The organism is Methylobacterium sp. CM6246, from assembly GCF_054818005.1.
Map to the genome: position 1 here is coordinate 713766 of NZ_JBTXKY010000001.1, position 14595 is coordinate 728360.

Annotated in this window: 10 protein-coding genes; 7 read left to right on the plus strand and 3 right to left on the minus strand. The window is 71.1% G+C overall.

The window, feature by feature from the left end:
• Window positions 1-20: 20 nt before the first annotated feature.
• Complete coding sequence (locus ACYQPG_RS03600) at window positions 21-1415, minus strand: MdtA/MuxA family multidrug efflux RND transporter periplasmic adaptor subunit (protein ID WP_461230268.1); 1395 nt, start codon at window positions 1413-1415, stop codon at window positions 21-23.
• A 211-nt stretch (window positions 1416-1626) separates the two neighbouring features.
• Entirely contained in the window at window positions 1627-1806 is a 180-nt protein-coding gene (locus tag ACYQPG_RS03605; RefSeq protein ID WP_461230269.1) for a hypothetical protein, read from the minus strand.
• A 332-nt stretch (window positions 1807-2138) separates the two neighbouring features.
• On the opposite strand from ACYQPG_RS03605, the gene ACYQPG_RS03610 reads away from it, so the two are divergent.
• The 6 genes from ACYQPG_RS03610 to ACYQPG_RS03635 all read left to right on the plus strand — a co-directional run bounded on the left by ACYQPG_RS03610 (window position 2139) and on the right by ACYQPG_RS03635 (window position 11807).
• A complete protein-coding gene (locus ACYQPG_RS03610; protein WP_461230270.1) occupies window positions 2139-3293 on the plus strand; it encodes an aminotransferase in 1155 nt (384 codons plus the stop codon).
• A gap of 81 nt (window positions 3294-3374) precedes the next feature.
• A complete protein-coding gene (locus ACYQPG_RS03615; protein WP_147909983.1) occupies window positions 3375-3878 on the plus strand; it encodes a DUF4112 domain-containing protein in 504 nt (167 codons plus the stop codon).
• Between the two features lie 235 nt (window positions 3879-4113).
• The gene (locus ACYQPG_RS03620) at window positions 4114-5328 is read left to right on the plus strand and encodes an ABC transporter permease (protein WP_419828707.1); all 1215 of its coding nucleotides are present in this window, start codon (window positions 4114-4116) and stop codon (window positions 5326-5328) included.
• A gap of 400 nt (window positions 5329-5728) precedes the next feature.
• Window positions 5729-6286: a Ros/MucR family transcriptional regulator gene (locus ACYQPG_RS03625; protein WP_147909985.1), complete on the plus strand. Its 558-nt coding sequence runs from the start codon at window positions 5729-5731 to the stop codon at window positions 6284-6286.
• A 305-nt stretch (window positions 6287-6591) separates the two neighbouring features.
• Window positions 6592-8841, plus strand: a complete 2250-nt coding sequence (locus tag ACYQPG_RS03630) for a putative bifunctional diguanylate cyclase/phosphodiesterase (RefSeq protein ID WP_147909986.1) — start codon at window positions 6592-6594, stop codon at window positions 8839-8841.
• A gap of 170 nt (window positions 8842-9011) precedes the next feature.
• Entirely contained in the window at window positions 9012-11807 is a 2796-nt protein-coding gene (locus ACYQPG_RS03635) for a bifunctional diguanylate cyclase/phosphodiesterase (protein WP_147909987.1), read from the plus strand.
• Window positions 11808-11906: 99 nt separating this feature from the next.
• On the opposite strand, the gene ACYQPG_RS03640 is transcribed toward ACYQPG_RS03635, so the two are convergent.
• Window positions 11907-13349 carry an FAD-linked oxidase C-terminal domain-containing protein gene (locus ACYQPG_RS03640; RefSeq protein ID WP_461230271.1) on the minus strand — a complete coding sequence of 481 codons (1443 nt, stop codon included), beginning with the start codon at window positions 13347-13349 and terminating at the stop codon, window positions 11907-11909.
• 199 nt (window positions 13350-13548) lie between these two features.
• Between ACYQPG_RS03640 and ACYQPG_RS03645 the strand changes: the two genes are divergently transcribed.
• Window positions 13549-14574, plus strand: coding sequence for a KpsF/GutQ family sugar-phosphate isomerase (locus tag ACYQPG_RS03645; RefSeq protein WP_147909989.1), 1026 nt, complete (start codon window positions 13549-13551; stop codon window positions 14572-14574).
• Window positions 14575-14595: the final 21 nt, after the last annotated feature.

Genomic DNA, 14595 nt, shown 5'->3' on the forward strand with positions numbered 1-14595 from the left:
CAGGCGCGCCCTGGCCGGGCTCACTGCGCCGACCGGCGCCCGTGCCGGCGGCCGCCCTCCGGCGCTGCCGGAGGGGCGGCCTCGGCCGCCCCGCCCGGTCCGGCGGCCGGCTTTCCGCCGGGCTTGTCGCCCGCCCCGGTGACCGCGCCGGTCGCGCCCGCCGCCTGCGCGCCGTCCGTGATCCGGACCTCGGCGCCGTCCTTGAGCCGGTCGGTGCCGTCGGTGACGATCCGGTCGCCCGGCTTCAGGCCCGAGACCACGACGGTGTTGGTCCCGTCGGTCTCTCCGGTCTTGATCGGCCGGACCGTGACCTTGCTGTCCCCATCCATCAGGTAGACGTAGGTGCCGGGCGTGCCCTGCAGCAGGCCGGAATTCGGCACCAGCGTCGCGGCCCGCACCGTGTCGACGGTGAGCTTGGCGTTGACGAACTGGTTCGGGAACAGCTCCTCGTCGGCGTTGTCGAACTGCGCCCGCAGCTTCACCGTGCCGGTGGTCGTGTCGATCTGGTTGTCGACGGTGTCGAGGGTGCCGATCGCGATCTGGTGGGCGTCGCCCCGGTCGTAGGCGCGCACCGCGAGCTTGGCTCCCGCCCGCACCTGGCGCATCACCCGGGCCACGTCGTCCTCCGGCAGGGTGAAGATCACCGAGATCGGGTGGAGCTGGGTCACCACCACGATCGCCGTGGAGGCGGCCGAGATGTAGTTGCCCTGATCGACCTGCCGCAGGCCGACCCGCCCGTCCACCGGCGCGGTGATGTGGGTGTAGGCGATGTTGAGCTTCTGCTGGTCGACCAGCGCCTGGTCGGCCGCCACGGTGCCCTCGTTCTGCTTGACCAGGGCGGCTTGCGTGTCGACGTTCTGCTTCGAGATCGAATCCTGCCGGTTCAGCGTCTGGTAGCGCTGCAGATCGAGCTTCGAGTTCTGCAGCAGCGCCTGGTCGCGGGCGAGCTGGCCCTGATACTGGGCGAGCAGCGCCTCGTAGGGCCGGGAATCGACCAGGGCGAGCTCGTCGCCGGCCTTGACGGTCTGGCCCTCGCGGAACTTCACCGCCATCAGGTAGCCGCTGATCTGCGACTTCACCGTCACGGTGGCGAGCGGCGTCACGGTGCCGAGGCCCTGGAGCACCACCGGCATGTCGCCGGTCGTCACGGGGGCGACGCCCACCGCCTGCGCCATGTCGCCGCCGCCATGCCGCCCGCCGCGGCCGCCGCCCTTGTGGGCCGTGGCCGGCTCGGCGGCCTTCTCGGTGCGCGCCTCGTACCAGCGGTGAACGATCGCCCCCGCGCCCGCCAGCAGGGCCAGGATCACGAGCCAGCGGATCGGTCGGAAGCGCCGCGTGCGGACGTCGCGCGCCGGCGCCTCGCCCGGCTGGTAGGCGCGCGCCGTGTCGGTGCGGATCGGTGAACTCTCGTTCATGCCTGACTAGAGCACATGCCGGACGCCTGCGCGACCGACGGCACCCTATCCCTCGCTGTGCACGCCCCCATGGCGCATGTTCCGGCCGCCTACGCTTCGGCGGCCCGGACGGTGGCATCGGCCTACGCGGCTATCCAGGCCGGACGGTGTCCGGCGGCTGCGGCATATTCCATCGCCGGGGCCTATCGGATGCCCGGCCAATGTGCCGTCACTAGGGCGCGGAGGTTTCAGCCGTGTTGCTGGGCGCCGCGGCGGACGGGTCCGGCGCCGCATAGGCCTTCAGCACCGCGCGGAACGGCGCGTCCACGGGCGCCACCGGCAGGTCGAGCCGGAGGACGAGGCCCAGGCCGGCGATCAGCAGGGCGAGGCGTAGGGCGTGCGTCGTCCGCATGGTCGCATCCGGTGGGCCCGGCACGCTACCAGATCGCGCGACCGATCACATGCCGAAAGGGCCACCGATCCGGAGATCGATGGCCCTCGAAGAGGACCGGAGCGGCGTCTCGCTGACGGAGCGAGGGGGCAAAGCCCCGCCGGCGAGAGCGCCGCTCCAGCCGTGAGACGAACCTACGTTACGACTGATGAATGTCAACATTCGTCAGCCCCGCCGTTCGCCCGGATGGATGGGTCTGTGCGGGTGCGCACATTCCGCACGCTGCCGACCCCATGCTACATCCCGCCGATGTCCAGCCTGTCTGCTGCGCCCCAAGCGGCGTCCCGCACCGCATGAATCCGGTCTTTGCCGCCCTGCCGACCACGGTGTTCGAGACCATGTCGCGGCTCGCCCGGGCCCACGACGCGGTCAATCTCGGGCAGGGCTTCCCGGACGATCCCGGCCCCGCGGACGTGCGCGAGCACGGCGCCCGGGCGCTCCTCGACGGCTGGAACCAGTATCCGCCGATGATGGGAGTGCCGGCCCTGCGCGAGGCCGTGGCCGCGCATTACGCCCGGCACCAGGACCTCGCCCTCGACCCCGAGACCGAGGTGATGGTGACCTCCGGGGCGACCGAGGCGCTCGCCGGGGCCCTGCTGGCGCTGATCGAGCCCGGCGACGAGGTCGTGCTGTTCGCGCCGATGTACGACGCCTACCTGCCGCTGGTGCAGCGGGCGGGCGGCGTTCCGCGGATCGTGGCCCTGCAGCCGCCGGCCTTCCGGCTCGACGAGGCGGCGCTGGCCGCCGCGTTCGGCCCGCGCACGAAGGTTGTGGTGCTCAATAATCCGCTGAACCCCAGCGCGACCCTGTTCGACCCGGACGACCTGGCGCTGCTCGCCCGGTACTGCACGCGGTTCGACGTCACCGCGATCTGCGACGAGGTCTGGGAGCACGTGGTCTTCGACGGCGCCCGCCACCGGCCGCTGATGGCGCTGCCCGGGATGCGCGAGCGGACGGTCAAGATCGGCTCGGCGGGAAAGATCTTCTCGCTCACCGGCTGGAAGGTCGGCTTCGTGATGGCCGATGCCCGGCTGATGCCGGTCCTGGCCAAGGCGCACCAGTTCCTCACCTTCACCACGCCCCCCAACCTGCAGGAGGCGGTGGCGTACGGCCTCGGCAAGCCCGAGCCGTGGTTCGAGGCCATGCGGGCCGGCTACGCGGCCTCGCGCGACCGGCTGGCCTCCGGCCTGCGCGACCTCGGCTTCCGGGTCCTGCCGGCGCAGGCCACATGGTTCCTCAACATCGACATCACCGGGCTCGGCTACGCCGACGACGTCGCCTTCTGCGAGGCTCTGGTCACCCGCCACGGCGTCGCCGCGATCCCGGTGAGCGCGTTCTACCCGGACGGCTCGGTGCGCAGCCTCGTGCGCCTGTGCTTCGCCAAGGCCGACGCCACCCTGGACACCGCCCTCGCGCGGATGCGCGGCGTGGCCGGGGGTGCGGCATGATGGTCGCAGGCGCTTTGCTTGCGGGGATCCCCCGGGGGGGCCACCTCGTTGACGGTGATGGCTCTCCGACGGATCCCCACGATGGATTTCTCCCAGGCTTCCCGGACCGGCCCCTCCGCCGGCGCCAAGACCTTTCCCGGCAGCACCTTTCCCGGCAGCGCGTCGTCGCGCCTGCCGCCGTTCCTGTCGGCCGATCTCGACCGCGAGGCCAGCCTCGCCCGGCTGGAGACGCTGGCGCATTTCATGGACACGGCCTTCGTGATCCCGGGGATCAACCGGCGGGTCGGGTTCGACGCGTTGATCGGGCTCGTGCCAGTGATCGGCGACGTGGCCGGCATGGTGATCTCCTCGTTCATCGTCTACGAGGCCAAGCGCCTGGGCGCCCCCCGCTGGCTGGTGGCCCGGATGGGGCTGAACGTCGCCTTCGACGGTCTGCTCGGCGTCGTCCCCCTGGCGGGCGACCTGTTCGACGCCGCCTTCAAGGCCAACCGCCGCAATGTCCGCCTGCTGCGCCGCTGGATGGAGCGGTCCGGCGGCGTCCGCCCGAACGAGATCGAGGGCACCGCGACCCGCCTCGACGCCTGAGTGGTGTCCGGGGTTTACGAGGGTCGAAGGGTCGTAGCCCCCGTTCCGTGACCGTCTCGCTGTCCGATCTGCGGTTTTTACGCGTCGGCTCGTTCCGGCTGCGCCGTGCCCCCTCGCCCGCACGGGGGACGAGACCGGCGCCTTGCCCGGTCTCGTCTGGATCCGGCACCTTGCTCTGCCACAGCAAGGCTCTTCCGGTCCTCAAGAATCTTCTGGTTCCACAGGGTCCGCGGCCATGAACGAGACCGCGCGCGCCGGTGAGAGCGAGGTCGTCACGGTGCCGTTGCCGGGCGCCCAGCCGACCGTCCTGCGGCCCGATGAGGCCGTTCCCGCGCCGGCCCCTGTTTCGGGCGGGCGCGGCTGGCTGTCGCCGCTCAACCGGCGCCGGCTCGACACCTTCCGCCGCAACCGCCTCGGTTCCTGGTCGTTCCTGATCTTCGCGGCGCTGTTCGTCCTCAGCCTGTTCGCCGAGTTCATCGCCAACGACCGCCCGATCGTCCTGTCCTACAAGGGCGAGTGGCTGGTCCCGGTGCTGGTGGACTACCCCGAGGAGACGTTCGGCGGCTTCCTGGCGGTCACGGATTTCCGGTCGCCCGAGATCCGCAAGGAGATCGCCGAGCACGGCTGGGCGCTCTGGCCGCCGATCCGGTTCTCCTACGACACGATCAACGAGGATTTGCCGACACCCTCGCCGTCGCCGCCGACCTGGATGCTCTCGGACGCCCAGTGCAAGCCGGTGGCGGAAAAACTCGGCGGGGCGACCTGCGCCGACATCCCGTGGCACTGGCTCGGCACCGACAACACCACCCGGGACGTGCTGGCGCGGGTGATCTACGGGTTCCGCATCTCGGTGCTGTTCGGGCTGATCCTGGCCGCGGTCTCCTCGGCGATCGGGGTCGTGGCCGGGGCCGTGCAGGGCTATTTCGGCGGCTGGGTCGATCTCGCGTTCCAGCGGTTCATCGAGGTCTGGGGCGGGATACCGACCCTCTACCTGATCATCATCATCTCGGCCTTCATCGCCCCCGGCTTCTTCGTCCTGCTCGGGATCATGCTGCTGTTCTCGTGGGTGGCGCTGGTCAGCGTCGTGCGCGCGGAGTTCCTGCGGGCGCGGAACTTCGAATACGTCCGGGCCGCGCGGGCGCTCGGCCTGTCGAACCTGCGCATCATGACGGTCCACCTGCTGCCCAACGCCATGGTGGCGACGCTGACCTTCCTGCCCTTCATCCTGAACGGCTCGATCACCACGCTGACCTCCCTCGACTTCCTGGGCTTCGGCCTGCCGCCGGGCTCGCCCTCCCTGGGGGAGCTGCTGGCACAGGGTAAGGACAACCTGACCGCGCCGTGGCTCGGTCTCACCGGATTCCTGGTCATCGCCGTGATGCTGAGCCTCCTGGTCTTTGCCGGCGAAGCAGTGCGCGACGCGTTCGACCCCCGCAAGTCCTTCGCCTGAGCCCGGATCCCGCCCTCAACGGTGCCGGAACCCACAGGCGATCGGCGATCCTGCAAAAATATTTTGCGGCGCGGCGGCAAGACCGGTCAACGGCCGGGAAAGTCGCGCCAAGACCCCCCGCGGGAACTGCTGACCTTGGCCGTAACGGTCTCTCCCACCAACGAAAACCTCGCTTCCAGCCAGTGCCAGCATTCGTCGCGCAGGCCAGGATATAGCGCCGCGCAAGTGCCTGGATAATGGCGCCAATGCAACTTCAACCTGTAACCTTGGCCGGCCGATGTAGACCTGAACTTTCAATCGATCACATGGAATTGTATGGATCACCTTGCTTTTTCCTGCGGCTGTCTTAACTCGCAGTAAGCCGCCATTCCCACACACATCCAACTCAAGGAAAGCAAGAATGTCCGAAGAAGCGTCCGCATCCCAAGCGCACTATATCGAACGGACCGTGGACGTCGTTGCGGCCTATGTCGCCAACAATTCCCTGCCCCCGACCGAATTGCCCGCGCTGATCGCGAGCATCCATGAGGCGCTGAATTCGATCGGCTCCGGGCCTTCCACCGCGGCGGAAGACACTGTCGAGCGGCCGACCCCGGCGCAGGTCCGCAAGTCGATCCGCCCGGATGGTCTCGTCAGCTTCATCGACGGCAAGTCGTACAAGACCCTGAAGCGCCACCTGACCAAGCACGGCCTCGATCCGCAGGGCTACCGCGAGCGGTACGGCCTGCCGGCGGATTACCCGACCACCTCGGCGAACTACTCGGCGCAACGCTCGGCGCTGGCCAAGAGCCTCGGTCTCGGCCAGCCCGGCCGCACCCAGCCATCCGAGAAGGAGCCGGACGTCGAGTCTGCCGCGGCGCCCGCGCCGGCCCGCGGCGGCCGCCGCAAGGCCGAGAAGGCCGAGTCCGCCCCCGCCAAGGGCCGCAGCACCAGCCGCAAGTCCGTCGAGGCCGCCTGAGCGCCAGCCCCGGTCTCCCTCCGCGCCGCTCGGCGCAGAGGGAGGCTTTCGCGCAGCCGGCCCGCAGCAATCGGACCGGAAACAAACTGGATCGCCGCGCCACGGGCCGGCCGGATACTGGCTCTCGACCGGAGACGGCCGGGAGCCATGTCATGGATACCAGCATGCGGCCCTGCTTCTACGGCCGGGCTGGTGATCACCGTAGATCGACAACCGCTGATTTAAACCTACGATAAGATTCGCTGTTTACAGTCGTGTCCTGCAGCGCCCATTAGGGTCGAGCTGAAGGGCCGGGAGCGAAATCGGTGTCGGCAGCGACCACGTCGGACTGCGTCCTGGCCGAGCAGGAGACCCTGCGTCTTCACGCCCTGGGCACGTTCCAGATCGCCGGGACCGCCCCCGAGGAGCGGTTCGACGCCATCGCCCAGCTGGCGGCACGGCTGTTCCGCGCGCCGATCGCCTACGTCTCGCTGATCGATCAGCACCATCAATGGATCAAGGCGCAAGTCGGTCTCGATCAGGTGGGCCTCGATCAGGTCGGTCTCGATCCCGCGCCGACGGCCCGCGGCGCCTCGTTCTGCACCCACACGATCCGGTCCGACGATCTCCTGGTCATCCCGGATACGCGGCGCGATCCGCGCTTCTCCGACAATCCCCTCGCCGTGGGACCGCCCTTCGTCCGCTTCTACGCCGGCGCCCCGCTGATCACCGCGGACGGCTTCCGGCTGGGGGCGCTGTGCGTGGCCGATACGGTGCCGCGCCGCCACTTCCCGGCCCGGGACCGCCGGGCGCTCGCCGACCTCGCCGCCCTGGTGGTCCAGCAGATGACCCTGCGGCGCAGCGAGCTGGCCCGGGTGTCCATGATGGGCTTCGCCAACGCCACCGAGCTGGCGCTGCTGGCGATCAGCCGCGAGGGCCGGATCCGGTTCGCCAACCAGGCCGCCGCCGCGCTGTTCGGCTACACCCACGACGAGATGCTGGGGGAGCCCTTCGATCTGATCGTGCCCGAGCGCATGCGTGCGGCCCACACGGCCGGATTGAAACGGATCTTCGCGGGCGACGCGGCCAAGGTCGCCGGCCGCACCATCGAGGTGATGGTCCGGCGCAAGGACGGTGCGGAATGCCCGGCCGAGATCGCCCTGTCGGTCTGGCACGACGAGGGCGGGCCGAATCTCGGCGCCATCATCCGGGACATCTCGGAGCGGCGCCGGCGTGAGGCCGGCCTGCTCCGCCTCGCCCACCAGGATGCCCTGACCGGCCTGACCAACCGCCGCCGGTTCGAAACCCTGCTGAACGACCTCTACCGGCGCGGCCAGCCGGCCGCGGTGCTGCTGGTCGATCTCGACGGGTTCAAGGCGATCAACGACAGCCTCGGCCACGCGGTCGGCGATGCGCTCCTGCAGGCGCTCGCGGTGCGGATCCCGGCGGTGCTGCCGCGCCGGGCCGTGATGGCGCGCCTGGGCGGCGACGAGTTCGTGGTGCTGCTGCCCGGCACCGGCGACCCCCTGGCGGCGCGCGCCTGCGCCACCGCGGTCCTGGCCGCGCTGGCCGACCCGGTCGTGGTCGAGACGCACGTGCTGCGGGCCGGCGCGAGCATCGGCTTCGCCCTCGCCCCCGAGCACGGCCGCGACGGCGAGGAGCTGCTGGCCAGCGCCGATTTCGCGCTGTACCGGGCCAAGCAGGAGGGCGGCGGCTCCGCCCGGATGTTCGCCTCCGAGATGCGCCATGCCGCGACGGCCTTGCGCAACACCCAGGACGCGCTGCTGCGCGCCCTGCACGGCGACGAGCTGGTGCTGCATTACCAGCCGCAGATCTGCCTCACGAGCGGCCGGCTCGTCGGCGCCGAGGCCCTGCTCCGCTGGCAGCACCCGGAGCGCGGCCTGCTCCTGCCCGGCACGTTCCTCCCGGCCATCAAGATGAGCCCGCTGGCGCTCCCGGTCGGCGCCTGGGTGCTGGATGCCGCCTGCCGGCAGATCGCGGCCTGGCGGGACCAGGGGCTGCCACCGTTCCGGGTTGGGGCGAACCTGTTCTCCGCCCAGTTCAAGACCGGAAACCTCGTCCGCGAGGTCTCCGACGCGCTGGCCCGCCACCGGGTCCCCCCGGAGGCGCTGGAGCTGGAGATCACCGAGCGGGTCGTGCTGCAGAACGACGACCGCACCCTCGGGACGATCCGGGACCTGCGCGCCCTGGGCGTTCGGATCGCGTTCGACGATTTCGGCACCGGCTACGCCTCGCTGAGCAGCCTCAAGCGCTTCCCGCTGACGACCCTGAAGATCGATCGCACCTTCGTGAGCGACCTGCTCACCGAGGCCAACGATGCCGCGATCACCCGTGCGATCATCCGGATGAGCAACGACCTCGGCCTCGACACGGTCGCCGAGGGCATCGAGACCGAGGGCCAGGAGGTCGTCCTGCGGGCGCTGGGCTGCAAGGTCGGCCAGGGCTTCCACTACGGACGGGCGATGCCGGCCGCCGCCCTGACGCGCCTCATGGCGGAGCGCCCGGAGACCGGCGCATGGCTGACGACGGTCCCGGTCCTGCGCGCGGCCGGGTGAGGCGCCCGCTTCCGACTTCCCGCTGCGCGCCCTCCTGTTCGCGGACGCGGGCGGCCATCCATCGAGAAGGATGTATGGCAGGATTGTCCTCTGGTTTACGCTTTCGGCACAACAACTCATTAACGGGGGCAATATAGCCCTGTTATAGAGCGTAGTCCGAGCGTGTTCTGGTGGGTTATAAGTCAATCTTCCCGTTTTTCGCTCGGGCGGCCCGGCATGTGCGCCTGCGGCGGTGGCGGCAGGCCCGCGATCTGCGCGCCTGGACGGCCATCGGCCTCGGGCTGGTGATCACGGCCGCGGCCGCGCTGTTCATCGCCCACCTGGAGACGCGCGCGGTCGACGACAACGAGCGCAGCCTCGGCGGCCTCGCCACGGTCCTGGCCGACCAGGCGGACCGGGCGCTGCAGGCGATCGAGCTCGTCCAGGACGCCGTGCTGGCCGAATTCCGCCAGGCGGGGATCGCCGATGGCGCGCATTATGCCGAGGCGGCGTCCCGTCCCTCCATGCACACGGCGCTGAAGACCTGGATCGCGGCGCTGCCGCAGGCCAACGCCATCACCCTGGTGGACCGGACCGGACAGCTGCTGAACTTCAGCCGCTACTGGCCGATCCCGTCCGTCAACATCGCCGACCGGGACTACTTCAAGGCGCTGTCCGCCGACCCGACCCTGCAGCGCTACGTCGGCCGCCCGGTCCCGAACCGGGGGGACGGCGCCTGGACGATCTACATCGCCCGGAAGGTCGCGGCCCCGGACGGCACGTTCCTGGGCTTGATCCTGGGCGCGGTCGAGCTGAGCTATTTCGAGAGCCTGTACGATCAGATCGCGCCCGCGGACGACGCCGTGGTGTCGTTGTTCCGCAACGACGGCATGCTGCTGGTCCGGCACCCGCACCGCGAGGGGACGATCGGCCGGATCTTCCCCAGCGCCGGCGCATCCCTGATCACCGCCCGGGCCGCGCAGGGCGGCGTCCTGCGAACCGTCAGCCCGATCGACGGCCAGGATCGGCTCATCGCCGCCCACGCCCTGAAGAACTACCCGCTGGTCCTCAGCATCAGCCGCACCGCGGAGGCCTGCCTGGCGGCCGCGCACCAGCAGGCGACCATCGTGGGGGTGGCGGCGTTCCTGCTCGATCTCGGCCTGCTCGCGCTGGTGCTGCTCGGCCGCCGGCAGGCCCGCGCGCAGGATCAGCTCGCCCAGGCCGAGGCGGCCCGGGCCGCGGCCGAGGCGCGCGAGCGCGGCGAGCGGGCGCTGCGGCTCCAGGACGCCCGGTTCGGCATCGCCCTCGACAACATGGTCCAGGGCCTGTGCCTGTTCGACCGGGACGACGCCCTCATCGTCATGAACGCCCGCTACGCGCGGATGTACGCGGTCCCGGAGGAGCTGCGCCGGCCCGGGACCGCCCTCCCGGCCCTCCTCGGCCACCTGAGCGACCCGCGCAACGGCCTCGGATCCGCGGCCGCGGGGGCGCTAGTGGCGGCCTGCGAGCGCACCGCCGCGCAGGGCCACGCGGTGTCGCTGACCTGCGACTTCGCCGACGGCCGGGCGGTCGACGTGGTCCACGCCCCGATCCCCGGCGGCGGCTGGCTCTGCACCCACGAGGACGTCACCGAGCGGCGCCGGAGCGAGGCCCGGGTCGCCCACATGGCCCGGCACGACGCGCTCACGGGCCTTCCGAACCGCCTCGTCCTGAAGGAGCGCATGGACGCGGCCCTGGCCAGCTGCGACGCCCGCGCGCCGGCGACCGTGCTGTGCCTCGACCTCGACGGCTTCAAGGTCGTGAACGACACCTACGGGCATCCGGTCGGCGACGCGCTGCTCTGCGCGGTGGCGGCCCGGTTCGCCGCCACGGTGGCGGTCGGTGACCTCGTGGCCCGGCTCGGCGGCGACGAGTTCGCCATCGTCCTCGGCACGGCGCCCCTGCCCGCCGACGCCGCGCGCCTGGCACGGCGCCTCGTGGCGGCCCTCGAGACGCCGGTCGCGGTGAACGGCCACACCCTGGTGATCGGCACCAGCATCGGCATCGCCATCGCCGAAGATCCGTCCGGCACCGCCGCCACGCTGCTGCGGCAGGCCGACATCGCCCTGTACCAGGCCAAGGCCGCCGGGCGGGGTACGTGGCGCTTCTTCGACCCGGCCATGGATGTCGAGATCCAGCGCCGCCGGCAACTCGGGGGCGATTTGCGCGGGGCGCTGGCCGGGGGCCAGTTCGTGCTGCACTATCAGCCGATCGTCGGGGCGCACGGCCAGGCCCTGCACGGCTTCGAGGCCCTGCCGCGCTGGCACCATCCCGAGCACGGCGAGGTCGGCCCGGCGGAGTTCATCCCGCTGGCCGAGGAGGTCGGGCTGCTCGGGCCGCTGGGCGCCTGGATCCTCGCCACGGCCTGCCGGGCCGCCGCGTCCTGGCCGGACCCGGTCAAGGTCGCGGTCAACCTGTCCCCGCTGCAATGCGCCGGCCTCGGCCTCGAAGCGGATGTCCGGGCGGCGCTCGCCGACAGCGGGCTCAGGCCGGACCGCCTGGAACTCGAGATCACCGAAGCGGTGCTGCTGCAGGACAACGCCGCGAACCTGTCGCTCCTGCGGGCGTTCCGCGCCGCGGGCGTGCGGATCGCCATGGACGAGTTCGGGACCGGCTATTCGAGCCTCGGCACCCTGCACCGGTTCCCGTTCGACAAGCTCAAGATCGACCCGGGCTTCGTGCGCAGCCTCGCGCGGGACGGCGGCAGCGTCGAGATCCTGCGGGCCATGATCTGGCTCGGGCGCGCCCTGAAGATCGACGTCCTGGCCGAGGGCGTCGAGACTCCCGAGCAGGCGCGGATCCTGCGGGAGGAAGGCTGCCAGGAGCTGCAGGGCAATTTGTTCGGCCCGCCCGCCCCGGTGGCCGACCTCGCCGCGATCCTGGCCCGGACCGCCGGCAGCCTGCGCCGGCCCGAGGCCGGGCCGACCCGCGGCGGCGTGGCGGCCTGACCGGGAGGCCGGGGCTCCATCAGGGCTCCGCCCTGACGACCCGCCCAGGGGCTGAGCCCCTTGGAAGCCCGGGACTGCGCGGGCGCTCTATCAAGGGCTCTAGGCCGCCTTGCTGTCCAGGCGTCCGTCCAGTGGGAACACCTTGGCGGGGTTGAGCATCCAGTCGGGGTCGAACACCGCCTTCACCCGCATCTGCTGCTCCAGATCGACCTGCGCGTACTGGAACCGCATCAGGTCGCGCTTCTCGATCCCGACGCCGTGCTCGCCGGTGAGGCAGCCGCCGACCTCGACGCAGAGCTTCAGGATCGCGTCGCCCGCGGCCTCGGCCTTCTGCAATTCGCCCGGCGTGTTGATGTCGAACAGGATCAGCGGGTGCAGGTTGCCGTCGCCCGCGTGGAACACGTTGGCCACCCGCAGGCCGTGGCCGGCGCAGATCGCCCCGATCCGCTCCAGCACCGGGCCGAGCTGGCCGGTCGGGATGGTGCCGTCCATGCAGATGTAGTCGGAGATGCGCCCCGTCGCCCCGAAGGCCGACTTGCGGCCCTTCCAGATCGCGGCGGATTCGGCTTCCGAGCGGGACACCCGCACGCTGGTCGGCCTGAAGTCCTTGGCGATCGCCTCGATGCGCCCCAGCATCGCGTCGCACTCGGCATCCGAGCCTTCGACCTCGATGATCAGCATCGCCTCGGCGTCGCGCGGGTAGCCGGCCTGGGCGAAGTCCTCGGTGATCAGGATCGCCTCGCGGTCCATGTACTCGATCGCCACCGGGATGATGCCGGCCGCGATGATCGCGGCGACGCAATCGCCCGCATCCTCGACCTTCGAGAAGCCGACCAGCACCGGCCGCGCGCCCTCGGCGGCGCGCAGGATCCGCACGGTCGCCTCGGTGACGATGCCGAGCTGCCCCTCCGACCCGCAGATGAGGCCCAGGAGATCGTAGCCGGGGCTGTCGAGGTGCTGGCCGCCCACCTCCACCACGGTGCCGTCGTTGAGCACCAGGGTGACGCCCAGCAGGTTGTTGGTGGTCACGCCGTATTTCAGGCAGTGCGCCCCGCCGGAATTCATCGCGATGTTGCCTGCGATCGTGCAGGCGAGCTGGCTCGACGGGTCGGGGGCGTAGAAGAAGCCCTCGTAAGCGACCGCGCCCGAGATTGCCAGGTTGGTCAGCCCGCTCTGTACCCGGGCGGTGCGGTTCTCGAAGTCGAGGTCGAGCACCTGGGTCATCTTGCCGACGCCGAGGATGATCGCGTCGCCCTGCGCGATCGCCCCACCGGCGAGCGACGTGCCGGCGCCCCGCGGCACCACCCGCACGCCCGCGGCGTGGCAATAGGCCATCACGGCCGCCACCTCCCGCGTGGTCGAGGGCAGCACCACGGCCAGCGGCATCTGCCGGTAGGCGGTGAGCCCGTCGGTCTCGAAGGCCCGGCGCTCGTCCTCGCTCACCACCAGCGCCTCCGGGGCGACCAGGGGCGCGAGGCCCGCCAGGATCTCCCCCCGCCGGGCGAGGATGTTCGGGTCGGGATCGGGGAAGCGGATGGTCATGGGGCTCGGGCCCTTTTTGGCTGGCGTATGCGGAGCATGGACCCGCCGGAGCGGGCCTTCAACCGCCGGGCGGACAGAGAGGGGCGGCATGTCGTCCCGGCGTCACATTTCAACCATGACGGCTCCCTAGCGTCGAAAACCTCGCTTCGCTTCGCCTTCGCGGCGCCGGACCCTGCTCGACGGGTCCAGAACGGAACCGATGACCGCTCCCGCTTCCAGCGCCCTGCGCGACGACCCCTACGACGCGCCCTCGCCGCATCTCGCGGGCACCCGCGATATCGGGATCCGCAGCCTGCAACTGGGCATCGCCGCCCTGCAGGAGACCAGCGCGGCGTTCCAGGGCAGCCTCGGCGTCGCGTTCGAGGAGGCGGTGCAGACCATCCTGCAGAGCAAGGGCCGGGTCATCGTCAGCGGCATCGGCAAGAGCGGGCATATCGGCCGCAAGATCGCCGCGACGCTGGCCTCCACGGGCACCCACGCGTTCTTCGTCCACCCCACCGAGGCGAGCCACGGCGACCTCGGCATGATCGCCCGCGACGACGTGATCATCGCCCTGTCCTGGTCCGGGGAGACCGCGGAGCTCTCCGACCTCGTCGGCTTCAGCCGGCGCTTCTCGATCCCGCTGGTGGCCATCACCCGCAACGGCGCCAGCACGCTGGGCAAGGCCGCCGACGTGCTGCTGGAATTGCCGCGGGTGCGCGAGGCCTGCCCGCACGACCTCGCCCCGACCTCCTCCAGCCTGATCCAGCTGGCGCTCGGCGACGCCCTGGCGGTGGCGCTGCTGGAGCGGCGCGGCTTCACCTCGGCCCGCTTCCACACCCTCCATCCCGGCGGCACGCTGGCGGCCCGCCTCAAGACCGTGCAGCAGGTGATGCACGGCCCCCAAGACATGCCGCTGGTCCACGAGACCGCGCTGATGTCCGAGGTGCTGATCGAGATCGCGGCGCGGCGCTACGGCTGCGTCGGCGTCACGGACGGCGCCGGGCGCCTCGTCGGCATCATCACGGACGGCGACCTGCGCCGCCACATGGGCCCCGAGATCCTCGACACCCCGGTCTCGGCGATCATGACCCGCGAGCCGATCACAGTGGAGCCGCACAAGCTCGCCCAGGCCGCCCTCGAGCTCATGAACCGCCGGCTGATCACCGCGGTCTTCGCGGTGACCGACGGCCGGCCCGTCGGCATCGTGCACGTCCACGATCTGCTGCGCGCCGGCATCGCCTGACCGGGTCGGTATCCGGACGGC

Bases quoted from the DNA above. Each gene is read 5' to 3' on its own strand.
- ACYQPG_RS03600 (WP_461230268.1), bottom strand. From the start codon at position 1,415: ATGAACGAGAGTTCACCGATCCGCACCGACACGGCGCGCGCCTACCAG.
- ACYQPG_RS03605 (WP_461230269.1), bottom strand. From the start codon at position 1,806: ATGCGGACGACGCACGCCCTACGCCTCGCCCTGCTGATCGCCGGCCTG.
- ACYQPG_RS03610 (WP_461230270.1), top strand. From the start codon at position 2,139: ATGAATCCGGTCTTTGCCGCCCTGCCGACCACGGTGTTCGAGACCATG.
- ACYQPG_RS03615 (WP_147909983.1), top strand. From the start codon at position 3,375: ATGGATTTCTCCCAGGCTTCCCGGACCGGCCCCTCCGCCGGCGCCAAG.
- ACYQPG_RS03620 (WP_419828707.1), top strand. From the start codon at position 4,114: ATGAACGAGACCGCGCGCGCCGGTGAGAGCGAGGTCGTCACGGTGCCG.
- ACYQPG_RS03625 (WP_147909985.1), top strand. From the start codon at position 5,729: ATGTCCGAAGAAGCGTCCGCATCCCAAGCGCACTATATCGAACGGACC.
- ACYQPG_RS03640 (WP_461230271.1), bottom strand. From the start codon at position 13,349: ATGACCATCCGCTTCCCCGATCCCGACCCGAACATCCTCGCCCGGCGG.
- ACYQPG_RS03645 (WP_147909989.1), top strand. From the start codon at position 13,549: ATGACCGCTCCCGCTTCCAGCGCCCTGCGCGACGACCCCTACGACGCG.